The organism is Rhodococcus sp. LB1 (assembly GCF_001583455.1).
GTDB classification, from domain to species: domain Bacteria; phylum Actinomycetota; class Actinomycetes; order Mycobacteriales; family Mycobacteriaceae; genus Rhodococcus_F; species Rhodococcus_F opacus.
This window is the reverse complement of record NZ_LTCZ01000004.1, coordinates 1-23,385: the sequence shown is the minus strand read 5'-3', so window position 1 is coordinate 23,385 and position 23,385 is coordinate 1. Positions and strand designations below refer to the sequence as shown.

23 protein-coding genes are annotated in these 23,385 nt (G+C 68.5%); 5 read left to right on the top strand and 18 right to left on the bottom strand.

Features of this window, described 5'->3' with window-relative positions:
- Nucleotides 1–5 precede the first annotated feature (5 nt).
- From AZG88_RS00750 to AZG88_RS00725, 6 genes are all read right to left on the bottom strand, one after another.
- Entirely contained in the window at nucleotides 6–1,643 is a 1,638-nt protein-coding gene (locus AZG88_RS00750) for an ABC transporter permease (RefSeq protein ID WP_061045602.1), read from the bottom strand.
- Nucleotides 1,640–2,569, bottom strand: a complete 930-nt coding sequence (locus AZG88_RS00745) for an ABC transporter ATP-binding protein (RefSeq protein WP_061045603.1) — start codon at nucleotides 2,567–2,569, stop codon at nucleotides 1,640–1,642. Before AZG88_RS00745 ends, AZG88_RS00750 begins: the two co-directional genes overlap by 4 nt.
- An 11-nt stretch (nucleotides 2,570–2,580) precedes the next feature.
- The gene (locus AZG88_RS00740; RefSeq protein WP_061045604.1) at nucleotides 2,581–3,285 is read right to left on the bottom strand and encodes a TetR/AcrR family transcriptional regulator; all 705 of its coding nucleotides are present in this window, start codon (nucleotides 3,283–3,285) and stop codon (nucleotides 2,581–2,583) included.
- Nucleotides 3,286–3,333: 48 nt separating this feature from the next.
- The gene (locus tag AZG88_RS00735; protein WP_061045605.1) at nucleotides 3,334–3,723 is read right to left on the bottom strand and encodes a hypothetical protein; all 390 of its coding nucleotides are present in this window, start codon (nucleotides 3,721–3,723) and stop codon (nucleotides 3,334–3,336) included.
- A 128-nt stretch (nucleotides 3,724–3,851) separates the two neighbouring features.
- Nucleotides 3,852–4,469, bottom strand: coding sequence for a hypothetical protein (locus AZG88_RS00730; RefSeq protein WP_061045606.1), 618 nt, complete (start codon nucleotides 4,467–4,469; stop codon nucleotides 3,852–3,854).
- A gap of 158 nt (nucleotides 4,470–4,627) precedes the next feature.
- On the bottom strand, nucleotides 4,628–4,957 hold the full coding sequence (locus AZG88_RS00725) for a hypothetical protein (RefSeq protein WP_226955580.1): 330 nt from the start codon (nucleotides 4,955–4,957) through the stop codon (nucleotides 4,628–4,630).
- Between the two features lie 1,115 nt (nucleotides 4,958–6,072).
- Here AZG88_RS00725 and AZG88_RS00715 point away from each other — a divergent pair.
- Nucleotides 6,073–6,615 (top strand): hypothetical protein, encoded by a 543-nt coding sequence (locus AZG88_RS00715; protein WP_011595636.1) that lies wholly within the window; start codon nucleotides 6,073–6,075, stop codon nucleotides 6,613–6,615.
- A 24-nt stretch (nucleotides 6,616–6,639) separates the two neighbouring features.
- Here the strand turns inward: AZG88_RS00715 and AZG88_RS00710 are convergent, their stop codons facing one another.
- The gene (locus AZG88_RS00710; protein ID WP_061045608.1) at nucleotides 6,640–7,116 is read right to left on the bottom strand and encodes an SRPBCC family protein; all 477 of its coding nucleotides are present in this window, start codon (nucleotides 7,114–7,116) and stop codon (nucleotides 6,640–6,642) included.
- A 197-nt stretch (nucleotides 7,117–7,313) separates the two neighbouring features.
- On the opposite strand from AZG88_RS00710, the gene AZG88_RS00705 reads away from it, so the two are divergent.
- The 4 genes from AZG88_RS00705 to AZG88_RS00690 all read left to right on the top strand — a co-directional run bounded on the left by AZG88_RS00705 (nucleotide 7,314) and on the right by AZG88_RS00690 (nucleotide 11,279).
- Nucleotides 7,314–7,997 carry a hypothetical protein gene (locus tag AZG88_RS00705; RefSeq protein ID WP_061045609.1) on the top strand — a complete coding sequence of 228 codons (684 nt, stop codon included), beginning with the start codon at nucleotides 7,314–7,316 and terminating at the stop codon, nucleotides 7,995–7,997.
- Nucleotides 7,994–9,199: a PrsW family intramembrane metalloprotease gene (locus AZG88_RS00700; protein ID WP_061696791.1), complete on the top strand. Its 1,206-nt coding sequence runs from the start codon at nucleotides 7,994–7,996 to the stop codon at nucleotides 9,197–9,199. Before AZG88_RS00705 ends, AZG88_RS00700 begins: the two co-directional genes overlap by 4 nt.
- 85 nt (nucleotides 9,200–9,284) lie before the next feature.
- Nucleotides 9,285–9,656, top strand: coding sequence for a hypothetical protein (locus AZG88_RS00695; RefSeq protein WP_061042100.1), 372 nt, complete (start codon nucleotides 9,285–9,287; stop codon nucleotides 9,654–9,656).
- Between the two features lie 219 nt (nucleotides 9,657–9,875).
- Complete coding sequence (locus AZG88_RS00690; protein WP_061696790.1) at nucleotides 9,876–11,279, top strand: WS/DGAT/MGAT family O-acyltransferase; 1,404 nt, start codon at nucleotides 9,876–9,878, stop codon at nucleotides 11,277–11,279.
- Nucleotides 11,280–11,301: 22 nt separating this feature from the next.
- Here the strand turns inward: AZG88_RS00690 and AZG88_RS00685 are convergent, their stop codons facing one another.
- The 11 genes from AZG88_RS00685 to AZG88_RS00635 all read right to left on the bottom strand — a co-directional run.
- Complete coding sequence (locus tag AZG88_RS00685) at nucleotides 11,302–12,558, bottom strand: ATP-grasp domain-containing protein (RefSeq protein ID WP_061042101.1); 1,257 nt, start codon at nucleotides 12,556–12,558, stop codon at nucleotides 11,302–11,304.
- A complete protein-coding gene (locus AZG88_RS00680; RefSeq protein WP_061042102.1) occupies nucleotides 12,555–13,871 on the bottom strand; it encodes an MFS transporter in 1,317 nt (438 codons plus the stop codon). Before AZG88_RS00680 ends, AZG88_RS00685 begins: the two co-directional genes overlap by 4 nt.
- On the bottom strand, nucleotides 13,868–14,617 hold the full coding sequence (locus tag AZG88_RS00675) for a hypothetical protein (RefSeq protein WP_061042103.1): 750 nt from the start codon (nucleotides 14,615–14,617) through the stop codon (nucleotides 13,868–13,870). Before AZG88_RS00675 ends, AZG88_RS00680 begins: the two co-directional genes overlap by 4 nt.
- Entirely contained in the window at nucleotides 14,614–15,534 is a 921-nt protein-coding gene (locus AZG88_RS00670; RefSeq protein ID WP_061042104.1) for a branched-chain amino acid transaminase, read from the bottom strand. The genes AZG88_RS00675 and AZG88_RS00670 overlap by 4 nt, the downstream gene beginning before the upstream one ends.
- Nucleotides 15,525–16,790, bottom strand: coding sequence for a GNAT family N-acetyltransferase (locus tag AZG88_RS00665; protein WP_061042105.1), 1,266 nt, complete (start codon nucleotides 16,788–16,790; stop codon nucleotides 15,525–15,527). Before AZG88_RS00665 ends, AZG88_RS00670 begins: the two co-directional genes overlap by 10 nt.
- Nucleotides 16,787–18,013 carry an ATP-grasp domain-containing protein gene (locus AZG88_RS00660; protein ID WP_061042106.1) on the bottom strand — a complete coding sequence of 409 codons (1,227 nt, stop codon included), beginning with the start codon at nucleotides 18,011–18,013 and terminating at the stop codon, nucleotides 16,787–16,789. The genes AZG88_RS00665 and AZG88_RS00660 overlap by 4 nt, the downstream gene beginning before the upstream one ends.
- A complete protein-coding gene (locus AZG88_RS00655; RefSeq protein ID WP_061042107.1) occupies nucleotides 18,010–19,086 on the bottom strand; it encodes an Ldh family oxidoreductase in 1,077 nt (358 codons plus the stop codon). The genes AZG88_RS00660 and AZG88_RS00655 overlap by 4 nt, the downstream gene beginning before the upstream one ends.
- Nucleotides 19,083–20,573, bottom strand: a complete 1,491-nt coding sequence (locus tag AZG88_RS00650; RefSeq protein ID WP_061042108.1) for a GNAT family N-acetyltransferase — start codon at nucleotides 20,571–20,573, stop codon at nucleotides 19,083–19,085. The genes AZG88_RS00655 and AZG88_RS00650 overlap by 4 nt, the downstream gene beginning before the upstream one ends.
- Nucleotides 20,570–21,892, bottom strand: a complete 1,323-nt coding sequence (locus AZG88_RS00645) for a KamA family radical SAM protein (protein ID WP_025433405.1) — start codon at nucleotides 21,890–21,892, stop codon at nucleotides 20,570–20,572. Before AZG88_RS00645 ends, AZG88_RS00650 begins: the two co-directional genes overlap by 4 nt.
- Nucleotides 21,889–22,899 (bottom strand): AurF N-oxygenase family protein, encoded by a 1,011-nt coding sequence (locus AZG88_RS00640; protein ID WP_005250473.1) that lies wholly within the window; start codon nucleotides 22,897–22,899, stop codon nucleotides 21,889–21,891. The genes AZG88_RS00645 and AZG88_RS00640 overlap by 4 nt, the downstream gene beginning before the upstream one ends.
- Nucleotides 22,896–23,385 (bottom strand): TauD/TfdA family dioxygenase (locus tag AZG88_RS00635; protein WP_197487754.1); only part of this gene is annotated, 490 nt, incomplete at its 5' end. The genes AZG88_RS00635 and AZG88_RS00640, both read right to left, overlap by 4 nt.

The window sequence follows — 23,385 nt, the reverse complement described above, 5'->3', positions numbered from 1 at the left end:
GGCGCTCACCGCAGGTCGCGCCGCCGGAACGCCGCCACGCCCACCACGATCAGCACGACCGTGATCAGGAACAGCCACACGATCGGCGTCGCCTCGAACTGCCCGCCCGGCAGCTTCGGGGCGTGGCTGAACGGCTCCAGATTCAGCACCGTCTGCGGGAACTGCGCGATCGACCCGACCATGAAGATCAGGAGGAACGCGACGAGCACACCCCACGCCACCGGCGTGAACCGCGGGACCACACCGAACAGGAGGACCGTCACTCCGGCGAGCATCCAGATCGCGGGAAGTTGCACGAGCGCCGCCCCGATCACGTCGGGCAGGGCTCCCCCCACGTCGCCGATGGATGCGCCGTACGTGAGTCCGGCGGCCACTCCGGCCACGATCATCGCGACCGCAGGTCCGAGCAACGCGAACAGGATGTGGCTCGACGCCCACCGGACGCGGCCGACGGAACCGGCCGTCACGGGTTCGAGGCGCTGGGCGTTCTCCTCGGAGTACAGCCGCAACGACGCGGAGATCGCGTAGGCCGCGGCGGCGACCGCGAGCATCGTGAACGCGTAGCCGATGAACGATTCCTCCAGCGACTGCGAACCGCCCATCCGCGTGATGATGTCCCGGATCGTCTGGCTGTCGCCGACCTGGCCACCGATCCCCTTCGCGGCGCTGCCGATGAGCAGGCCGTACAGTCCGAGCCCGGCGGTCCAGGCCGCGAGCGTGCCGCGGTGCATCCGCCACGCCAGCCCCAGAGTTCCGGCGAGCGCCGGCGACGCGTCGGTGGGACCGGGGCGTTCGGCGATCAGACCGGCGCCGACATCGCGGCGGCGCAGGAGAGCGTATGCCGCCCAAGTGAGTACGACTGCCGTGACGAGGCTGGGGACGACCACCCACCAGCGTTCGTCGGCGTACGGACGAATCTGCAGGTCCCAGCCGAGCGGTGAGAACCACGACAGGGTGCCGGACCCGGCGTCACCGACCGCGCGCAACGCGAACGCGACCCCGAGCACCGTCAACGCGACGCCGCGCGCGACGCGGGCGCCGGTACTCACCTGCGCCGCAACGGCTGCGACCGCCGTGAACACCAGACCGGAGCAGGCCAGCGACGTCCCGAACGCGACCGAACCGCCCACCGGAAGGTCCCGGGCGAGCAACGCTGCCGCACACAGGATCCCGGTCACGACGGAGGCGCCGCCGGCGAGGAGCAGCGCCGCGGTCAGGCCCGAATACCGTCCGACGGAGGTCGAGTCGAGAAGCTCCGCCCGGCCGGTCTCCTCCTCCGCGCGGGTGTGCCGGATGACCGTCAGGATCACCACCAGCCCGATCAGCGTGTAGTAGATACCAGCCTTCCAGACCCCCACCGAGCCGAGGCTGGAGTTGAAGATCGGCCCGTACATGGCGATCTGCGCGGGGCTGGCCGCCGTGGTGGCCGCGAACTCCGCCAGCTGAGCGTCGGAGGTGTAGATGTCGGCGATGCTCGCGACGTACAGCGCGGGTGCGAACGCGAAGATCAGGATCCACAGCGGGAGCGCGATCCGATCCCGGCGCAGGAACAACCGCAGAAAGTGCAGTGTCCCCTTGAAATCCGAGGAAGACACCGGCGCCGGCTCCACCGACCGGTACCGGGACACCGTTGCGGTACTCATGCCCGCACCTTCTCCACCGTGTCGGACGACGGCGTCTTGCCGTCGTCGATCTCGTAGTGCCGCAGGAAGAGTTCTTCGAGGGTCGGCGGCTGACTGACGAGGCTGCGTACCCCAGTGTCGCCGAGCACCCGGATGAGTTCGCCGAGATGTTCGCTGTCGACCTGGCAGTGCAGCGTCGACCCGTCGAACTCGATGTCCGCCACGCCGTCGATGCGGCTCAGATCGCCGGGGTCACCGAGAAGTTCGGCGGTGATCGACGTACGGCTGAGATGCCGCATCGACGCCAGTGTCCCGGATTCGACCGTCCGACCCGCCCGGATGATGGTGACCCGCTCGCACAGCGCCTCCACCTCGGACAGGATGTGACTGGATAGCAGCACCGTCACACCGCGGTCGCGGGCCTCGGCGACACACTCACGGAAAACCTGTTCCATCAACGGATCCAGACCCGACGTCGGTTCGTCGAGCAGCAGCAGGCGCGCATCGGACGAGAACGCCGACACCAATGCCACCTTCTGACGATTGCCCTTCGAATACGCCCGCCCCTTCTTCCGCGGGTCGAGGTCGAAGCGTTCGATCAGATCCTGCTTGCGGGTCTCGTCCAGTCCGCCGCGCATCCGCGCGAGGAGGTCGATGGTCTCGCCGCCGGACAACGACGGCCACAGGGTCACGTCCCCGGGGACGTACGCCATGTCGAGGTGCAGGGCGACGGCGTCGCGCCACGGATCGCGACCGAACACGGTGGCCTCACCGCTGTCGGAGTGCAGGCTGCCGAGGAGGACGCGGATGGTGGTGGATTTACCGGCGCCGTTCGGCCCGAGGAACCCGTGCACCTCCCCTTCGCCGACCTCGAGGTCGAGTCCGTCCAACGCCCGGGTTCGTCCGAACGTCTTCACCAGGTTGCGCACTTCGATGATCGCACTCATAGCTGCTGCTCCTAGTTCGGGGAGTCGGTATGTTCTGCGGGAGCCGCGCCCGCCTGCGCGGCGCCGTCTTCGGTGGCCAGATATGCCTCGAGCGTCGACGAATCCGGCAGCAGCCCCTCGGTGTACATCTCGAGGGCGGGCAGCGTGACGTCGGTGGCGAGGTCGCGGATGGCCGTGGCGTAATCGAGCGGAGTTTCCTTGTCGGCGCGCATCTGCAGGTAGAGCAGCATGGCGCCCACGTTGTAGAGGGTGAGGTAGCGCGCCCGCGCCTTCGGGTTGCGGCTGGGCCGGACACTTCCGGCCGCCACGCCCAACGCGAGATACTGCTCGGTGTCTTCCACCATGTGCTCGAAGAGGGATTCGCCGAGACCTCCCCCTGCCTGAAAACTCCGCACTATGTAGGCGACGAGCGGGGCGTACTGCTCGATCTCGGCGAGGGCGCGCATTGCACCCGCCGGCCCGGGGGTCGAAATCGCCTCCGCCTTCTGCTCCCGGATGATCCGCAGGACGTGCTCGTCGCATTCGGCGCGCAGGCCGTCCTTCGAACCGAAATGGTGAATCACGAGACCAGGTGACACTCCGGCTGCGGTGGCGATCGCCCGCACTCCGGTACTGAAGCCGTGATTGCCGAACACCGTGATGGCCGCGTCACGCACTCGGGCACGCGTGGTCATATCGGGTTGCGGAATCTCGGAACCGGCACTGGTTGAACGCATGTTTAATACACTAAACGCGCGTTCAACCGGGCGCAAGGGGTGAGGGCGTCAAGATTTCGTCAAGGCGGGAGGACCCGGCTCGGCCGGGTGCCCGGTGAACGCGACGCTCGGGCGGGGATACCGGTTGCGGGCACAGGCCTCGTCCAGCGCCTCGTCGACGACCTCCCTCAGATCCACCCGGTCGTCGTCCTGCAGGACCAGTTCCGTCAGGATCACCCCGTAGTCGCGCCGGACCTGTTCCATCAGCCCGATCGCGTCGTCGATGGCCCCGGAACCGGCAGAGCAGCGGAAACCGATCAGCCGCAGTTGCGGCTGCTCCATCACCGCACGCAGCGCGTCCTCGATGCTCGAGCTGTCCGTGCCGAGTGCCGAGAGGTCGAGCACCGTGTTCTGCCGTGGCCGCTCGTGCACGAACCGGTGGGGAAGATGAAGCGTCATCGGAACCTCCTCGGGGATTCAGTTCCAGATCTACCCCCGACACGCGAGGCCGCGGCCGTTCTTGACGGCACTATGACTCCGCGGGCCGCGATCCTGACGCGGTGTTGGCGCCGCGGGGGTCGCCGTGGCTATGCCGTTGCCTTCTCGACCGCGTCGCGCGTGAGGCCGGCCAGTTTCTCGACATTCTCGGTGGTAGCCGGATAGCCGGCCGAAGTCACCCCGATGATGTACTCGCCGGCGAGCGCGCCGTACCCGATGTGCGTGTCGTCTCCCTGCGTCACGGAACCGGCGAATGCCTTGTCGCCGACGTCGGCCGGCGCCGGTAGCGCCGCGAATCCCGGGACGACTTCGCTGTTGTCGATCGCCTGCTCGAATGCGGTCGCGGCTGCGTCGGGGCTGGGATATCGATCGACGGAGACGGTTACCCTTCTGCCGTCGCCCCCTTCGTAGATCACCATTCTCGTCGCGTCGGGGGTACCGGACGCAGTGGAGTTCTCGCTCGTCGCCGTCTGCTGTTCTATCTCCGGAAAGTACGTCTGTACAACGTCCAATCCCACCAGAGCCTCCTGAGGCAACAGGATCGCCTCGGATGTCGTCGCCTCCGGCTGCGATTCGGCATCAGACTGCGTGTCCTGCTGCCCACACGCACCTGCGAACAGGACTCCGGCCAGGATGATCGCGAGGATGGCGAGAGGGGTGCTACTGCCGATCCGTCGCACGCGGAATCGCTTCGCTGGTTGCACCATGCTCGATACCCCCTGTTGCGCGGGACAATGCCTCATCGTGTGGCCGACTCGGGAGCTGACCGACCGGAACTCGCACGGCACCAATTCTCGCCGATCCGGACGCCGTGGACACTCACTTCGCTACGTTCGGCCGTTCCGCAGGCTCACCGGGGTCGGTGTCAGAACGGGTTGTAGATCCAGACACCGCGGTAATCCCACTCGGTCGACCCCGTCGGAATCTTCACCTGGTACAGCTCGTGTTCATTCCCGACGTGATCGAACTGGCGACACCAACTCTGCCCGTGAAAGGACGCACACTCGATGGTTCGGCTCGTCCCGTACGGACTCAGGATGATCGGTTTGCCTGCGTTCACTCCGAACACCCCGGGATCCAGAGGCATGACGAAGTCGGATGTCCGGTCCTTGTAACCGAACGGGTCGGGATCGACGGGGTCGGCGAATGCCGCCGGCACACAGATGCCCAGCGGGATCAGGGATAGGATCGCCACTGCGATACACCTTTTCACTTGCACTCCGTTCACGTTGGGACGCGATCGCTGCCTTGGCTGAATCACTGCCTGCTCGAGGGCCTCCGCCGCGCGCGTCAGGGGACGACGAACGTCCCACCGGCCGGATGGAGAACGGGCCATGGAGAGTTCAGCGTTGCCACCGCTACAACCTGACCGTCTCCCGTTCGTACCGCGGCCGATCGACGTTCGCACGAATAGAGGGCGACCGGTTCCAGTAGGACGGACCCGCGAGCGCCGGTCTCGAGGTTGAGCCAATGAACCCATGCGCTCTCGCAGTACGCGCCCGCGGGAAGCGGTTCTCGCGCTTCGAATACGACCATTCCGGATTCCCCGCCCGAAGTCGCTGTGGGAGTCATCGCGACCACCCACGGGAGCATGCACGTGGCGAGCCCGCCACACCGAGACAGATAGGGCGACGACACCTGGAACGGCACTGTGGTCTCGTCCGTCGTGTCGGTTGGCGCCGCAGATGCTGCAGACGCGTTGAACGCAACAAGCCCGAACATCAACACCGCCAGAACAATTACTTGTGCGAGAGGTGCACGCCGTCTTCGACACCAGATCTCCACTGCCGACCTCCTGACACCCCGCGCTCTGCATCGGGCAACTGCCATGTACATCGAGAGCCGCCGTGGGCCGTTACTGCCGGCGAGTTGGCGGGCAGTTCCACCCCTTGAATCGGGCTCGGACGACGGTGATCGTCAGGTTGGTCACGCGTTCGGGGGCGTCTGCGGGACGACGTGTCGGGGTCCGATGACGGAGAGAAGCTCTAGTTTTTCGTGGCTTTCGCTGCCGGGGATGGCGGTGTAGACGAGAAGGAACAGCCCGCCGCCTACTCCCCCGCCACTGCTGTCGAAAGGAAAGATGTCAGTGTGCGAGCCATCCATACGCCGCGGTGAAATCGACGAGTACCGGCAACAGGCAACTACGAGCCCGCCATTCGAGGTCCCTCCGGGCAGCGCTGGTTGCCGAATACAGCTGCGTGAGTGGCGGTCCAGTTCGCGCGATCTGTAACAGATCCTGTCCCGCTGCCGAAATGGAATGGGGGGCGACGGACGTCTCAATTCTCGCGGTAACGAAGGAATGGAGCGCTCATGAACAAGCAGCTGGGACGACGGGTCTGTGCTGCGGCACTCACTGCTGTCGGACTGGGAACCGCGGTGGCGACCGGAGGAGGCGCCGTTGCGAGTGCTCAGCCCGCGCCACCGACATCGACGACAATGACGTGCTCGAGCGCGAATCCCCTCGTCTGGGCACCGCCGTTCACGTGGACCATCAACGCCGCGTCCGGGGAGTCGCTGCGACCGGGTGGGTCCGCACTGGAGCCGGCGATTCTGCTGAGCGGCGGCAACGAACTGCCGACGCCGCCCGGCGGTCTCATCCCGAGCATCGGCGTCAACTGGTACGGCACGCGGGTGTCGGTCGACTGGCACAACACGACAACCGGCGCGACCGGACACAGCGTCAGCGATGAGGCAGCCTGGCAGCAGAAGCCCGGCATCCCGATCAACCGAACCTGGACGGGAACCGGGACGGTGTCGTTCACCGTGACCGTCCAGACCGGCGCGGGATGGTGGTTCGTCAATTCTCAGAACGCCGTCTGCCAGGGGACGATTTCCGTCGTGCCCGGTCGGTGACGTCGGACATCACCCGGCTACAGGTCAGGCGGGAGGCCGTCGGTCGTTCGCCTCGGCGAGTTCGGCAAGCCTGTCGACGGAGGCCAGAAGGCTGTCCGACGTGGTGGCCCGGGCGCGCTCGAGGCGCTTCTCGTCGGTCAATCGCGACCAATCGTAGGTATGCGTGACGCGGACGCTCGCCTCGTCGACTCGGTCGAGTTCCCAGCGCCACAGATGACCCGGCGGCTGATCGCCTTGCACCGAGGGCAGCCAGGCGATCAGGCGCCCCTCCTCGAATTCCACCACGTGGTTGTCGCGGATGCCGCCGTTGGTGAGCGTCATGGTGAACACGTCACCGACGGCGCGCACCCGCTGCCCGGCGGCGGCCTCGGCCAGGTTGTCGTTGCCGTCCCAACGCGGCTGTTGCGCCGGGTCGGCAATCAGTTCGAAGACCGTCCGTGCCGGGGCTGCGATAATGCGGCCGGCGGTCACGACGGTGGGAATTCCGTTCTCCTCGGTCATAACTCGATCAAACCATGAGACGTCCGCAGATCCGGAGCACCATGTCTCTTCGCACGCTCGGCAAGTCGGTCAGTGGAGGGGTGATCGACTTCCCAGCGACACGGAGATCAACGTGTATCGAGTTCGCGAACCGGCCGGTGTCTGAATCGCGGATCCGGAATCGAGCCCGTATGTTCTGAACAAATGTCCAGCGAGGGATGGTGACCGTGACAACTGGAACAAAGATCGACGACCCACGCGATGCTCCCCCACGCCCGTTCGAGCCTGACGACCGTTGGGTTCCGGTCGATCGGAGATGGTTCGGCCTGGACCGCGCGACGATCGCCCCAGCGCTGATCGTCATCGCCGTCGCGTCGGTGATGGCACTGATTCTGCCGGCAATCGATCGCGCGGTGCCCTACGACGACACGGTCGCCGCCGGCGACGTGCTCGAGGTCAAGGGCGATGTCACCTTCACCCCGGCCACCGGGTGGGGCATCACATCGGGAGTGCGGGTCGGCGACAGACCGGTCTCGGGCGAATACCCCGACACCGCCACCGTCGTCGACGGCGACGTGGCGTTCACCGTCCACACCGGCGAGTTCGACGGCAACGCCGAAGCCTTGCTCGCCCAGATCGCCGACACCACCGACGCCCTGCACGGCGCGCAGGGATTGCACGTCACCGGCAGCCCCGAAACGATCGTCACCGACACCGGTGACCGGGGAGTGATCGCCGGGTACTCCGGCACCCACTCCGACGGCGTTATCGCGGCCTTCGTCCTCGACGGCCGTGGTGTCGAAGTGGTGGCCACCGGCCCCGCCGAGGTCTCCGGCGACAGCACCGTCACCATTGCCCGCATGATCACCAGCATCGGCCACCGCACCGGGGAGGGCTCGTGACCACACCGCAACTCGACGATCTCGACGCCGACCGGGTCGCAGCGATCGACAACTCCGGGTGGGGAAGGTCGTTCACCTTCTTCCAGCCCCGCAACCTCGCTTTCTGGGCGTATCTGATGCTCGTCGTCACGGGCCTGTTCTCCTTCGCCTCGATGCTGGCCGGTCAGTACGCCGCGTACCGGCAGGCGATCGTGGTGGCGTTGGTTCTGTTCGCCGTCTACGGTGCGATCTTCTGGTGGTTCACCCACCACATCGACCGCTACGCCCGGCAGCCCGCCGCGCTGGTCGTCGTGGCGTTCCTGTGGGGTGGCCTCGCCGCCACCTGGACCATGGCGGCGCACGCCAACGATGCGGTTCGCGCTCTGTACGCCAAGGCATTCGGCCAGGCCTGGGCACTGGACTGGGGCGCGGGACTGGCGGCGCCGTTCGACGAGGAGATCGCCAAAGGCGTCGGGCTGCTCCTGCTGATCTCGTTGGCCCCTCGCCTGGTCCGTACCGCCTTCGACGGGTTCATCCTGGGCGCGTTCATCGGCCTGGGATTCCAAATCGTCGAAGACGTCGCGTACGCGCTGGGATCCGCGGGCTCGCAGTTCGGCGCCAGTCAGGTCGAGTCGGCGATGTCGACGGTGTGGATGCGGATGGCCACCGGAGTCAGCGCACACATTCTCTACAGCGCCGTCTTCTGCGCCGGGCTCGTCTACCTCCTCGGCCGGCCGGCCGAACCCCGCAAGGCCGGGCGGGGACTCGCACTGATGGCGACGGCGATGCTGTTGCACGGGGTGTGGGACTCCATGGGTGCTCTCGTGCGGGGGCACACGGCGCTGCTCTTCGTGCTGATGTTCGCGGTCATCGTCATCGCCCTGGTAGTCGCGATCAAAGTCTTCGCGATGACGGTCCCGGCAGAACGACAGTTCTTGCGCGCGATCATGGCGCCCGAGGTCGCCCGGGGCGTGCTGACCGCCACCGAACTCGAGGCGATGTGCGGCGACCGCAAGGCGCGAAAGGCGTTCCGCAAGGCCGGAGTCGGACGACAGGAGCGGACCCGCGCCGTACATGTCCTCGACGCTGCCGACGAACTTGCCGACGAACTTGCCGCCGCCCGCGGCGCGGACACCGACCGTGTCGCGTTTGCCCGGTCCGAACTCGCCCGCATCCGTGACGGCGCCCCGCCCCCTTCGAGGGACGCCGCCCCGACGATGTGAGCGCACCCGGTGCACGCCTCGTGCGGGTGGGCGACTGTAGCGTACCGATCGGGGCAATCCGGACAACCGAGGAAAGGGCACAACCATGCGCAATTTTCGACGTACGGCAGTGGCGGGAGCCATGATCGCGGGACTGATGACTGCCGGGGCGGCAACGGCGTCCGCCGCTCCGTTCGGCTCTCTCGGCGACGGACCCGACCTCGTGATCACGCAGGCGAACGCCGAGGGTGTCAACGCGTGCGCCGTGCGTGTCACGAACGAGGGCGACGGGACCGCCACCGGAGTCACGGTCCACACTCCGCTCGTTTACGAGAGCAGGAACCTCGGCACGCTCGCCCCCGGCGAATCGAAGATCGCCGAATACTTCGATTGCGGATTCTCGGAGCGCATCTTCTACTTCGCGACGACGAGCGGCGAAACGAATTGGGCCGACAACTTCCTGTACATCGAACTCTGACGGCCGGCAACCCCGGGGTACCCAATCGTCCTGTTGGACGTTCGTGCATGTGGCGGAAAGCGTGGTTGTGCTGTAGAACTACAAACAGCTAGACCGGTTTGTGACATGAACCACATCTAAACGTTACTTTGCGACACCACTACACAGACATGAACAACAGTTCCGGGGGGAGCGGATCCGCGCAGGTGGATCCGGATTCGGGAACGGTAAGGACACCACATGCTGTTGCCGATGGCACCGACCGATTCACTGTTTCTGCTCGGCGAGTCCCGCGAGCATCCGATGCACGTCGGCGGCCTGGCAGTGTTCACGCCACCCGAGGGGGCGTCCGCGGCCGATGTGCGCGCGATGTTCGATGCCGCGCTGATCGGTGACCAGGTGGCGGCGCCGTTCCGCAAGCGGGCCCGCCGTTCGGTGACGTCGCTCGGCCAGTGGGGCTGGGACACCCTCCCGCACCACGAGGTCGATCTGGAGCACCACGTGCGCCGGGACGCTCTGCCCCAGCCGGGCGGAATGGCCGAACTGATGACTCTGGTGTCGAGGCTGCACGGCACCCTGCTCGACCGCAGCCGCCCCCTGTGGGAGATGCACCTGATCGAGGGCCTCGCCGACGGCCGCTACGCGATCTACACCAAGATCCACCACGCCCTGGCCGACGGTGCGTCCGCGATGAGGCTGCTCCGCGACAGCATGAGCGAGGACCCGCATCGTCGGAACATGCCCACGCCCTGGCAACCCCGCAACCCGCTGACGGCCGTGCCGGACGCGGGCGTCGCGGTTTCGGGAGGGCTCGGCTCGACACTGCCCGCGATGGCGTGGGACGCCGCGCGCGCAGCGGTCGGCGAGGTGGCCGGACTCCTGCCCGCAGCGGTCGGCACCGTGGATCGCGCCCTGCACGGCAAGGGGGGTGCGGTGTCGCTGACCGCACCGCACACCCTGTTCAACGTGCCGATCAGCGGAGCCCGGCACGTCGCAGCCCGGTCCTTCCCCCTCGAACGGATCCGTCTGCTGGCCAAGCACGCCGACGCCACCATCAACGACATCGTGCTGACGATGTGCGCGGGCACCCTCCGGGCCTACCTGCACACCCGCGACGCGTTGCCGGACAATCCCCTGATCGCGATGGTCCCCGTCTCCCTCCGCGCGCCGAATACCGGGGCCGGAGGCAATCGGGTGGGAGTGCTCATGTGCAACCTGGCCACCCACCTCTCCGACCCCGCGCACCGCCTCGAGACCGTGCGCAACTGCATGAACGAGGGCAAGGCGGCGCTTCAGGCGATGAGTCCGGCCCAGGTGCTCGCGATGAGCGCACTCGGCGCCGCCCCGCTCGGAGTCGAGATGTTTCTCGGCCGCCGGGGTCCGCTGCGGCCACCGTTCAACGTCGTCATCTCCAACGTCGCCGGCCCCCGAACTCCGTTGTACTGGAACGGGGCCCGACTCGAATCCCTCTACCCGCTGTCCATCCCCACCACCGGGCAGGCACTCAACATCACCTGCACCAGCAGCGACGACCAGATCGTCTTCGGCCTCACCGGCTGCCGCCGCACCGTCCCGGACCTGCACCCCATGCTCGATCAGCTCGACGCCGAACTCGATCTCCTCGAAACCGCTGTCGGACTGTGAACTCGAGACAACATCTGCGGGATCAGACCGTCACCGTGTTCGCGGCGGCCACGCGCACCTGAAATTCGAGGCGCGCCATGGCCTCCCGGGCGGCGTCGAGCGCCTGTTCGGCGGTGTCCCCGACCGCTCGTGCGTACGCGACACGTGAATCGGACGATTCCAGGACGGTGACCGCGCCCCCCGGGCGGACCAGGAGTTGCACGTCGGTCACGCCGTCGACCTTCCGGGCGTCGTCGATGCCGCTGACGTCGGTGAGGACACCCGCGACCGGTGCGGCGGCGAACCAGATCGCGGAACAGCGGGCCGGCCGCTCCTCGGCGAGGACGGCCCGGATCCCGGGTAGAACCTTCTCCCCGACGGTCTGCCGCACGACGCATTCGGCGAGGTCCACGCCGGTGGCGTCGAGGGCCAGGGACGGAATCTCGTCGCCGCCCATCCGCACGTGGGTTTCGATCGCCCGGGGACCGGTCGGGGTGAGCACGATCTCGGTGTGGGTTGCCCCGAACTCCACACCGACGGCGTCGAGCACACTCGTCACGTACGTGTGGATCCGTTCGTCGTGCTCCGCCGAGAGGGCTGCCGGCGCGACGTGCCCGAGTTCGACGAAGTTCGCCGGGTCGGAGAACTTGCGGGTGACGGCGACGATCTGGTGTTCGCCGCATTCCGAGAAGGCCTCCACGCTGAATTGCGGGCCCTCGTGGAACTGCTCGACGAGCACCCCGCTGGTGGTCAGGCCGTCGAAGTCGCCCCCGGCGCGTGCAAACGCCGCGGCCAGTGCGCTCTCCTCCCGAACCACGGCCACCCCGGCGCTGCCCGCGCCACACACCGGTTTCACCACGCAGGGAAAGCCGTGTTCGAACGCGAAGGCACGCAACGCATCCACGTCGGCGACGACGGCGGAGGCGGTGGCGTCGACGCAGGATTCGCGAAGCTCGGCGCGCATGGCGTTCTTGTCGTGGACCGACGTCACCGTGCGGCGCGAGTGGGTGGAAAGGCCGAGGGCCTCCCCGATCGCGGCGCAGCGGTCCTGGTCGCGTTCGCCGAACGTGGCGATCCGGGTGAACGGGTGCTGTGCATGCGCGGCCGCGGCCAACGCGATCCACTCCTCGTCCGGCGCGTCGTGCCGCACGGCGACGACCCGCGAGTGCTCGGTCAGACGGCGAAGCTTGGCGACGAATTCCAGTCGGCAGATCACCGAGGTCTGTGTGCCGGGAAGGGCGTCACGGACCCGGCCCGGGAGGTCGCGGCCGCTGCCGACGACGAGGACGTGTTCGGTCATTTCTTCACCTCGAGTATCGAGAAGGGAGACAGTGCAGGAAGGTCGCCGGCCGGGCGTTCCTTCGTCCGTGCGCGTTCCGCGAGACTGCGATGCGCCGCCGTCCGGGAGACCAGTGCCGCGGCCCCGAACGTCCCGGCCAGGACGGGCCACGCCAGGAGACCGGTCGGCAACAGGACGACGACCAGAATGGTGGGGCCGAGCACCTTCTGGCCCGTCATGCCGAGGCTGAATGCGCCCAGATAGCGGGCCACAGCCGGCTGCGGGGACAGTTCGGCTGACAGTTCCCAGGCGGCCACGGAATGGATGTTCTCGGCGATCGACAGTGCCACCACCGCAACGACAACGGCGGCGATCGCCGGACCGGTGTCGGCCATCTGGCCGACGGCGAGTGCACCGCAGCAGAAGGCCATCAGCGCCCCGGTCCACGTCAGGAGTCGCGCCGCCGCGGACGTGCCCTCGGCGAACCGGGCGACGTAGACCTGCAGGACCACCGTCAGCACGGTGTTGACCGCCATGAGCACCGGCACCCACGCGAGCGGCACCGACGTGTACTCGATGACCCAGATCGGGAGCAGAACGATCAGCACGGTGTCGTACAGCGACAGGACACCGTTGCCGACCGTGAAGACCATGAACCACCGGTCGCGGAACGGCGAGCGCACCGCGGTTTCGGTCGGCCCGGGACCAGCGGGGAGAGGCGTGCGTTGCACGACCGTTCCCGTCCGGAGTACGAGCCGGACTGCGAACGCGATGACCACGAAGGAGATTCCGTTGCCCAGGAACAGCGCCGTGAACGCGGCGGAGGTGCCGGTCACGAAGACGACGCCCGCCAGCAGGAACCCCGCGGTGAGACCCACGTTCCGGATGGCGCGGATGGTCGCCATCGTCCGGGTCCGGTCGTGGCCGCCGATCACCGCCGTCACGACGGCCTGCTGGATCGGGCTGCTCGCCCGGTCGGCCGCGGTGAGCAGCACGGTGAGCACGAGGTAGGCGGTGAAATCGGATACGAGCGCGAAGCATCCGTAGCCGATGCCGCGCAACAGCAGGAGGGCCACGTAGAACCGGCCGGGCCCCACCCGGTCGGCCAGCCTGCCCAGGGGCACCGGGGCGAGAAGCGCGAGCGCACCCGCGATCGTGGTGGCCAGGGCGATCTGGTTCGCGGTGAGACCGACCACGCCGATGAAGTACAGGGCGAACGACGCGAAGAACATCCCGGTACCCAGCGAGTCGACGCCGGCGCCGACGGCGAGCGTGCGACCGGCCGGGCTGTCGGGAAGCACCGCATCACCCAGCCGCCGCAGGCGGGCGGTCACGGGATGCTCCCCGGCGTCAGGAAGGCGTGCACGAGATCGGCCGACCGCTGCACATGGGTGGGTGTCGCCGCCTCGGGCGCCGGACGCCGCAGGTGGTTCCACGCGTACCGACGGGCCGCGTTGACGAGTAGTTCGGCATCCTGAGCCGACTCGGCTGCCGCGGACTGCGCGACCAGCGCCGCCGCGAGAAGGAGTCGGCTCATCCGGTCGACCAGCACCCACCCGGCGGCGGCGACGGTCGCGGGGTCTGCACCCACCCATTCGTGGCGGGTGGTGCCGAGGGCTCCGAGCGCGTCGTCCACCATCTGCCAGGCAGTGAGCAACCTTCCCCGGGGAGGGACTCCGAGAAGCTCTCTGGGCCGGTGGGCCGCCGCGTCGAAGTGTTCGCGAATCGTCAGCAGTTCCAACGCATGGGTGGTCAGGGTCCAGCAGTCCGACCGGGCGGTACCGCTCCCGTCGGCGCGGACGGTGTCCGCTGCAAGCGAGTAGGCGATGCAGCGCCGGGACACCCTCCGGGCGCGACCGTGCGACAGCTGAGGAAGGGCGTGCCAGGCCCGGACGGCCATCACGTCGACCACCCGGTCGGCGATCTCCTCGCGACGCGCATTCGCCCACGCGCTGCCGTCGAGCAGGTCTGCCGCGCTCGCGAATCCGGTGACGGCACCCTCCAGGATTCCGAGGCCTTCGGCGTCCCAGATCGCCGCGACCCGATCGGGTACGGCCGAGGGCAGTGAACGTGTGCTCATGCGAACTCCAGCCAGTGACGGTAGGTGGGCTCACGCCCGCGGACCACGTCGTGGAAGACGTCGCGCAGTTGCTTCGTGATCGGGCCGCACCCGCCCGCCGCCACCGGGCGGTCGTCGACCGACGCCACCGGGACCACCTCGGCGGCCGTGCCGGTGAGAAACGCCTCGTCGGCGACGTAGAGCTCGCTACGGGTCAGACTCTGCTCCCTCACCGTGATCCCCAGGTCGCGGGCGAGCGTGATCACGGTGTCGCGGGTGAGACCGGGCAGGATGTTGTCGCCGACCGGAGGGGTGATCAGTTCACCGTCGCGGACGGCGAAGATGTTCGCGGCGGACGCTTCGGCCACGTGCCCGGTGGAGGTGAGCATCAGTGCGTCGTCGTAACCGGCGCGCAGCGCGCCGACCTTCGCCAGAGCCGAATTGACGTAGGCTCCGGTCGCTTTGGCGAGCGGAGGGACCGAGTGGACCCCGTTGCGTTGCCAGCTGCTGACGACGAGTCGGCAGCCCTCCTGGTCCGCGGTTTCACCGAGGTACGAACCCCACGGCCACGCCGCGATCGCCACCCGGGCGGTGTCCAGTGCGGGCGCGACCCCCATCGAGCCGTAGCCGAGGTAGACGATCGGTCGCAGATAGCCGGAGTCCAGGCCGGTGCGGCGGAGCAGTTCGAGCGAGATCTCGGTGAGCTCGTCCACCGACCACCCGGGGTCCATCAGGTACACCCGTGCCGAGTCGTGCAGCCGTCGCAGGTGGTCGCGCAGCCGGAACACGGCCGGACCGCGGTCTGTCGCGTAGGCCCGGATGCCCTCGTAGACACCCCATCCGTAGTGCAGACTCGGTGTCAGCACGTGGACCTGTGCCTGGTCCCAGGCGACGAATTCACCGTCCATCCAGACGGTGCTGGTCGGGATCAGTTCCATTGTTCTGCTTTCGGTTCGGTGGCGGCGGGCCGCCGGGACGGGACAGGGGCTGCCGGTGCACCGACCAGGTTCAGCCGCCGCTCGATGCTGCGCGACTGCAGCGTCAGAGCCTCGCGATACTTGTCGGCGCCTTCGCCGCGGAAGGCGAACCAGCCCCAGCGGGGTCGCAGTCGGCATCCGCGGGCGATCTTGGCCTCGTAGGCGGCGAGGCCGTAGTGGACGCGACGGATGCCGTGCTCCACCGCCCACCGCGCCGTCTCGTGGTAGGTCAGCGTCAGGTAGCAGCCACGAATCCCCGGGGCGAATCCGGCGGTCCTGGCGAACAACGTGTCGGGGGTGCGGAGGTAGAGCACGAAACCCACGAGCCGACCGCCGAGTTCGGCACCGAGCAGCACACAGGAATCGCCCAATTCCTCACGGACGGCGTCGAAATCGCGTCGGACCCGGTCCTCGCCGCCGGGCAGCCCGTACTTGGCCCGGTGCGCGACCTGGAGGGCGACGACCTCGTCGTCGATCGCCGCGGGACCCCAGCGGACCACTGTGCGCAGGCCGGCGGCGGTGTAGTCCGCGACCTCCTTGCGGAGCCGGACGCGCCGGCGCTTGCTCAGGCTCGCGACGTATTCCGCCCAGCTGTGTCCGCTCAGGTCCTGCACACCCTCGGCGCCCAGCAGGGCCGCCGTGTACCCGGCGCGGGTCGCGGAACCGTCGACGTCCTCGGCCTCCGCCTCTCCGACGTACAGCAATGCTTCACTGCGGCAGCCGAGTTCGTCGCCGGCCTGATGGAGCAGTTCGGGCAGGGCCGCCATGACCGCGCGGCGCTGATCGTGCGAATGGCCGGGCGCGTGCGCGACACCGTGGTGGTTTCCGAACGTGGCGAGCGCCACCGACGGGTACTGATCCTCGCGGGCATCGGGCAGCGCCTCGGTGAGCTCGGCCCAGCGCAGCCGATCGGGGTGATCGAGCAACTCCGGTTCGGCCATCGGGCCCGCGGTTCCCGCCAGCCGGGGCGGGTCGTAGAAGAGCAGGCCCCCGGGCCGCGCCGTGACCAGCAGCGGCGCGACCGCGACGGTGCGGCCGTCCGCGCGCACCTCGAGGTAACGCACCTCGTGCAGGTCGGTGCGTTCGGTGAACCGCCACCACCGCGCGTCCTCCCAGATGATGTCCGGGTCGGCGATGCCCGCGAAGTCGGCGGCGGTGGGGCGGGCGCCGCGGGGCAGGACGTGGCCGGTGATCCCGTCGACATCGGTGGCGGTCATGCTGCGTCCTCGCTTTCGGCACGGTCCCATGCGAATCCGGCGCTCACCTGTTCGGCGGTGGCGATCAGCCGGTTTCCCAGCGCCGTGAAATCGGGGTCGGTCACCACCCAGTAGGCGAGGAAGTCCGCCGACTTGCGCTCGTTGTACCGGGCAGGGGTCCAGTCGTCCCCGATGTGGGTGTTCAGCGTGAAGTCGTGCACGCCCGGCGGTGCGTCCGGCAGTCGCAGCACCCGGCCCCGGCGCGGCGGCACGCCGTAGAACGCTGCGTGCGGGGCGGCCGCCACCCGCTCTCGGACAGCGTCCAGGTCGGTCGGGAGCCCGCATTCCACCCGCGCCCAGAGATGCCGAGGGTCGATGCCCAGGACATGGCGGAGCATCGTCGGTATCGGTCCGCCGCCGATCCGTGCGGCCACTTCGCAGAGCACGATGTCGCCGTCCGCGGTGACGAAGAACTCGGCGTGCACGCAGATTGTGGGCGGCGAGCCCAGTGCATCGACGAGCCGCCAGGTCTCGTCCACCAGTCGTGCGCACACCGGGTCGGTGGTGTCGACCGAGCGGGAGCCGAACGGGGCGTCGGTCCAGTGCTCGAGGCACCCCTGGCCGGTGTAGCGGGACGCGATGGCGGCCACCGGGTCTCCGGCGACGCGGAACGCGTCCACATGGTGCACCGCGCCGTCGACGAATTCCTCGACTTCGTACGGTGTCGCCGTGACGGTGTCGGCGAGTCCGGTTGCCTGCGCCGGCGAATCGAGCACGTACACGCCGGTGGAGCCGGAACCACTGCGCGGTTTGACGACGACTCGGCCCGGGTTCGCGGCCATGAAGTCGACGATGTCCGCCGGTTGGCGCACCGGCGCGAAAGCCGGAACGAGAAGCCCTGCGGCCTGCGCCAATTCCTTCATCAGAATCTTGTCGCGGTAGCCGCCTGCCGTGGCGGTGTCCAGGCCCGGGAGGCCGAGTTCGCCGCGCACTGTGGCGGCCCGTTCCACATCGACCTCGGCCAGGGCGACGACCGCTTTCGGCCGGTGCCGTCCGGCGAGTTCCCGAGCGGCGCCCAGCACCGCGTCGTCGTCGTGATAGTCGGTGACCGTGACGATCTCGGCGAATCCCTCACCCGGATCCGTTCCCTCGGCGCAGACCGCCACCAGCCGTCCGCGCTTCTCCGGCAGCCACTGGGCGAAGGGCAACCCGGCGGCACGCGGGCTGATCAGTACGAGAATCATCGAGAAGCGTCCTTCCTCGTCACGGCAAATCCATCGAAAGTTGTTTCCAGCGTGGCGAAGGCCTCCGCGGTCCGGGCGTCGAGCGGTATTCCCCGCACCCGTCGTTCGCGCTCGTGGGCGCGTTGCGGATCGCCCGGGGCCACCACCGGCGTCCCCGCGGCGGGCGTCGCCCCGCGGACGGTGCCGAGGAGGTCCGCCAGCCCGGCCGTGAATTGCGCATGCCCACTGAACGCTCCGGGGTCCAGGGCGAGGACGAAGTGTCCGACCCCTCGGCTTCGACCGGGGGTTCCCTCACCGACTTGCTCGAGCTGCCAGTCGGGCGGCGACCCGGTCAACACGGCCCCCAGCAGAGTGACCGCCATTGCCAGGCCCTGCCCCTTGTATCCGCCGAGTGGCGACAGGGCGTACGCCTCGTCGGGCTCCGCGGTGGGCCGCCCGTCGCGATCGGTGGCCCAGCCGCTGTTCAGCGGTCGTTCCTCGGCCCGGCGGTGCTTCACCTCACCGAAGCACACCTGGCTGGTGGCCATGTCGAGGGCGAGCCCGTCGTCCCCCGTGCCCGCGGCCACGCTGATCGGGTTGGTGCCGAACAGCGGCTCGACCCCGCCGTACGGAGCCACCCGGGACGCGGCGGACGTGACCGCGATACCGATCATCCCTTGCCCGGCCAGGTGCCGGGTGTAGACCGACGCCGCGCCGAAGTGGTTGGAATTGCGCACGCCCACCGCCGCGACGCCGAAAGCCTTGGCCCGGTCGGCTGCCAGGCGGGCGGCGGCGAGTCCGGCGAGCACGCCGAGTGCGCCGTCCGCATCCAGCAGCAGTCCGGCGCCACGGTCCCGGACCACGGTCGGGCACGCCGCTGCATTCGCGACGCCGGTCGCGAGTTCGTCCAGGTATTGCGGCAGCAACCGCAGACCGTGGGTGTCGATGCCGCGCAGGGAGGTGTCGACGAGCGCGGCAGCCACCTGATCGGCGTCGTCCTCGGGCACTCCGGCCTCGACGAGTGCGATCGAGGCGAGCCAGCGGGCCTCCTGCTCGTCGATCAGCGAACCAGGGTTCGGTGTCTGGTGGATCATGAAGTACTCCAATGCATGAAGACGTGGGGCCCGATGCCCGGGATGTCGAACTCCGGGCCCAGAATCCGGAAGCCCTGCTTGACGTAGAAGCCGGCTGCGGTAGTGCGGGCGTTACACCACACCGCGTCGGCGCCGGCCAGCGCGGCGTTCGTGAGTACGGTGCGCAGGAGTGTGGTCCCCGCACCGGTACCGCGAACCTCCTCGAGGGTGGCCATACCGCGGAGGCGCCAACCCCGGCCCGGGAGAAGACCCGGCACGGCGTGCGCTTCGGGTGGATCCTCGTGATACAGCGAGGCCACGCCGATCGGGCGCCCCGCGACGAGTGTGGCGAAGTGCCGGGTGCCGACGTGCGCGTCCTCGGGGTAGACGCAGGTCTCGGCCGGTTGACCGGGCCGGAGCACGGTATGCCGGATCGGTCGCACGTCGGCGGCGGACACCGGCCGAACCCGCCAGCCGTGGGCGGCCGGATCGGGAAGGTAGCCGGAACCGGGACGATCCGGCAGGGTGACGCGGCCGGCGCCGTCGAGCGTCAGTCCGCGGCCCGTGTTCACCGCGAGAAGGTCGACTGCGTCCACATCCAGGTGGTCGGCCAATCCCCCGAGGTGGGCCGTGGCCGACACCCCGGCCGCGGATTCCGGCATGCAGCCGAGCATGGTGATCAGACCGCGTTCTCGGGCTCGGTGCAGCAGCGCCAGGGACGGGGTGATACCTCCGGCCTTCATCAGCTTGACGTTGATGCCGTCGAACGCGTCGGTGCAGGCGTCCAGGTCCTGCGGCGACGCGATGCTCTCGTCCGCGATCACCGGGATCGGGCTGCGCTCCTTCAGGATCCGGGCGTCGCGCCACGCCGAGCGCGGAAACGGCTGCTCGATCAGCTGCACGCCGAGTTCCTGCAGGGCGTGCAGAACGGGGAGCAGTCGGGACAGCTCCCAGCCGCAGTTGCCGTCCACGTAGAACGGTGCGGTCGTGTGGCAGCGGAGTTCCTTGACGACGGTGAGGTCGCCCGGGTCGGCCAGCTTGATCTTGTACGCCGACCACCCGGGCCGCTCGCGGAGTTTGCGGACCATCACCTCGGTCTCGTCGAGCCCGATACTGAAGCTGGAGCGCAACTCCCGCGGGCGTTCCAGCCCGAGAGACTGCCACAGCGGCACACCGAGCAGCCGTGCCCGCAGGTCGTGCACCGCGGTGTCGAGGGCGGCGAGGACGAACGGCGAATCGGGCAGCTCCGCGGACAACGCTCGCCACACCGCGAACGGGTCGTCGGGACCGAGGTCGATCAGCAACGGCGCAATCCGTCGCAGATCCGCGTGCATCCGGTCCAGGCCCGAATTGTAGTGGTCGGTCATGAACGCGGATGCCTCGCCGAACCCGGCGACACCGTCCTGCTCCACCTCCACCACCAGTCCCCGCTGCACCGGAATCGCTTCTCTGGCAGAGCGCCACAGATGCCGTTGCGTCAAGCTGATCTCGTGCGCGGTAACCTTCACGCGGTGCCTCCGACACCGAAGAATTCGCGGTCGCGCGGGCCGTGCGGGCGGAGGTCGTCCCACCACTGCGCGTGCTCGTCGAACTTCGCGAAGAACGGCTTGCCGACCAGATCCGGCCGGCGTGCCTGCAGGAACCGCAGCGCAAACGCACGTCCGCCGTCGAGATCGACGACGCCGTCGATCACGACCTTCCCCGGCGACGCCGACATCACCGGACCCCGCGCGGTCCGCCCGAGTCCGGAGACCCGTTGCAGCGCTTCGCGGTAGATGTCGACCGCTCGCGCCAGTGGCAGACCGAAATACGGTCGCGCACCGGTGTCCCGCTCGACGAACATGTAGTACGGCACGACCCGGTTGCGGACCTGCGCCTGCCAGAGGTCCGCCCACGTGCGCGGGTCGTCGTTGACGTGACGCACCACCGGGGCCTGAGCGCGGAGCACCGCGCCGGTCGATGCCAACCGGGCCAGCGCCGTCCGGGCGGCATCGGTCTGCAGTTCCGCGACGTGCGACAGGTGCAGCATCATCGCGACGTGCTTGCCGGCGGCGGTCAGCCGCTCGAGCAACCGCAGCAGGTCGTCGGCTTCCGGCCCGGCCAACAGCCGGTACGGCCAGAACGAGACGGCCTTCGTGCCGATCCGGATCGTCTCGACGTGTTCCCGCCCCGGTTCGAGCAGCGGCTCCAGATACGATGCCAGCAACTCGGTCCGCATGACCAGCGGGTCGCCGCCGGTCAACAGCACGTCGGTGATGCCCGGGTGCAGGTCGAGGTACCGGGTCATCGCCTCCGGCCCGGACATGGCCATCTTCAGGTCGGGGGTGTCCACGAACTGGGCCCAGCGGAAGCAGTAGCCGCAATAGCTGTGGCACGTCTGCCCCTGGCGGGGAAACACCAGCAGGGTCTCGGCGTACTTGTGCTGCATGCCCGAACCGTCGATGTCGTCGTGCTGCGGAACGTTCATGCTCAGCTGGTCGCCGGGATGCGGGTTCAGCGCGGCCCGGACCGTGTCGACCGCCTGCCGGACGGTGCCCCGATCTCCCTGCGCCACGGCCTGCTCGATCAGCGCGAAGTGCTCGGGCTCGAGCATGTCGCGGTGCGGGAAGGTCAGGCGGTACATCGGGTCGTCCGGCGCACGGTCCCAGTCGATCAGTTCGTCGACGACGTAGCTGCTGACCTTGAACGGCAGCACCTGGGACACCACGTGTGCCTCGTGCCCCAGGATCGGGTCGCCGGTGCGCTCGGCGACGAGCTTGCGGAGCCGGTCGCCGCTGATCGATCGCGGAGCGAGGGCTGTGCGGGTGTCGAGATCGAGCAGTGTCATTTGTCCGTCACCGCCAGACCCCAGTCGAAGTCGACATCGCCCAGAACATTCATGTCCGACATCAGCGAATACAGACCGCTGTAGTCGCGCACGAGTCGCGAACCGGATTTCTCGGCCCGCACGTCGGCGAGCATCTTCTCCCATCCGGTGACCTTCTCGATCCGGAAGATCGCTTCCCACGTCGAGTAGTCCGTGGCGACGAACGCGTCCAGTCCGGCGACCAGCATGTCCAGGAAGAAGCGGCGTTTGACGGGGTCCAGCACGTCGTACACCAGCTTCGCCATCTCGTCGGAAATGGATGCGTGGCAGTACTCGTCCCGGTTGTGCAGCTTTGCGGTGGTGGAGTTGACCACCTGGATGTCGTGATCGTCGGCGAGCAGATCGAGGTACGCGTTGATCGAGATCTCGGACACCGTGGCGAAGGCCAGCGTGGTCAGGCTGCGCTGCCAGCGTTCGGCGGCATGGGCGCGCAGCCGACGGTGTGCCCGCGAGGTGTGCGATTCGGGTAAGGCGCTGTCGGGGAACGGGTTCCCCCGTTTCCGTCTGGTCAGCGCGCTCGCGTTGATGTGCATCAGGGTGTGGTACTGCTCGTCGACCATGGCCTGGGCGAGTGCGATATCCATGTCCTGGCCGCCGAGACCCGGGAACTCCCCGTCCATCACGAGCGCGAACGCCGGGTTGGCGACGCGCTGCTCGGCGAGCACCGTGTGCCGGTTGTACGCGATCCAGGCCCAGCTCAGCAGCCGCGACCGCAGCGCGTCGGGCATCGCCTGCCACGTCGGATGGTCGCGGAACGGCACGATTGCCTCGGGGTAGTCGGCCCGGCCGGCGTCGAACAACTCGTCGAGGTCGGGCTCGTCGCGCTTCACCGTCGACCGTCGGTGCCAATTGCCGGCGAGGCGGCTGATGACGGCATTCTCGGCTTCGTCGGCGGGGTCGAACGACGGCAGTCCGGGCAGGTGGACCAGCCCGTCGGCGTCGGAGCACTGCAGGTCGTCGATGATCATGCGCGAGTCCGGTCGCCGGCCCAGAAACGAGTGAGGTGACGGGCGCGGTCGGCGTACTCCGAGCGCGCATGCAGCATGCGCTGGTTGTCCCAGATGAGCAGTGCATTCTCGGGGATCAGCACGCGGGTGCGCAGTTCGTGGAACAGGTCGCTGACGCGATGCGCCAACCTGCGACCGGCCCGGCCGAGCGGCAGCCGAGAGTCGTCGACGTCGGAGTCGTGGTGTGGGTCGTAGTCGGCCGCGGTGAGCAGGTTGTAGCTGAAGCGCAGGGCGGTGCGGCCGGTGTCGTCCGCGCCCAGCATCGCGGTGCGTACACCCCCGTCCGGGCCAGGGAAGGTCAGTTCGGCGTCCGTCATCAAGGTGAGCTCGGCCGGTTCCAGTGCGTCGACGAGCCGCCGGATGTCGAGCAGATCGGTGTGGCCGCCGCCGCAGCGCGCCTGCCGGTGGCAGAACAGCGCCAGGTACGCCGGGCTGGGATCCCAGCCC

Bases quoted from the DNA above. Each gene is read 5' to 3' on its own strand.
- AZG88_RS00715 (WP_011595636.1), top strand. From the start codon at position 6,073: ATGAACAAGCAGCTGGGACGACGGGTCTGTGCTGCGGCACTCACTGCT.
- AZG88_RS00655 (WP_061042107.1), bottom strand. From the start codon at position 19,086: ATGATCCACCAGACACCGAACCCTGGTTCGCTGATCGACGAGCAGGAG.
- AZG88_RS00660 (WP_061042106.1), bottom strand. From the start codon at position 18,013: ATGATTCTCGTACTGATCAGCCCGCGTGCCGCCGGGTTGCCCTTCGCC.
- AZG88_RS00645 (WP_025433405.1), bottom strand. From the start codon at position 21,892: ATGACACTGCTCGATCTCGACACCCGCACAGCCCTCGCTCCGCGATCG.
- AZG88_RS00745 (WP_061045603.1), bottom strand. From the start codon at position 2,569: ATGAGTGCGATCATCGAAGTGCGCAACCTGGTGAAGACGTTCGGACGA.
- AZG88_RS00685 (WP_061042101.1), bottom strand. From the start codon at position 12,558: ATGACCGAACACGTCCTCGTCGTCGGCAGCGGCCGCGACCTCCCGGGC.
- AZG88_RS00735 (WP_061045605.1), bottom strand. From the start codon at position 3,723: ATGACGCTTCATCTTCCCCACCGGTTCGTGCACGAGCGGCCACGGCAG.
- AZG88_RS00640 (WP_005250473.1), bottom strand. From the start codon at position 22,899: ATGATCATCGACGACCTGCAGTGCTCCGACGCCGACGGGCTGGTCCAC.
- AZG88_RS00690 (WP_061696790.1), top strand. From the start codon at position 9,876: ATGCTGTTGCCGATGGCACCGACCGATTCACTGTTTCTGCTCGGCGAG.
- AZG88_RS00730 (WP_061045606.1), bottom strand. From the start codon at position 4,469: ATGGTGCAACCAGCGAAGCGATTCCGCGTGCGACGGATCGGCAGTAGC.
- AZG88_RS00740 (WP_061045604.1), bottom strand. From the start codon at position 3,285: ATGCGTTCAACCAGTGCCGGTTCCGAGATTCCGCAACCCGATATGACC.
- AZG88_RS00710 (WP_061045608.1), bottom strand. From the start codon at position 7,116: ATGACCGAGGAGAACGGAATTCCCACCGTCGTGACCGCCGGCCGCATT.
- AZG88_RS00695 (WP_061042100.1), top strand. From the start codon at position 9,285: ATGCGCAATTTTCGACGTACGGCAGTGGCGGGAGCCATGATCGCGGGA.
- AZG88_RS00705 (WP_061045609.1), top strand. From the start codon at position 7,314: ATGGTGACCGTGACAACTGGAACAAAGATCGACGACCCACGCGATGCT.
- AZG88_RS00670 (WP_061042104.1), bottom strand. From the start codon at position 15,534: ATGGAACTGATCCCGACCAGCACCGTCTGGATGGACGGTGAATTCGTC.
- AZG88_RS00665 (WP_061042105.1), bottom strand. From the start codon at position 16,790: ATGACCGCCACCGATGTCGACGGGATCACCGGCCACGTCCTGCCCCGC.
- AZG88_RS00675 (WP_061042103.1), bottom strand. From the start codon at position 14,617: ATGAGCACACGTTCACTGCCCTCGGCCGTACCCGATCGGGTCGCGGCG.
- AZG88_RS00750 (WP_061045602.1), bottom strand. From the start codon at position 1,643: ATGAGTACCGCAACGGTGTCCCGGTACCGGTCGGTGGAGCCGGCGCCG.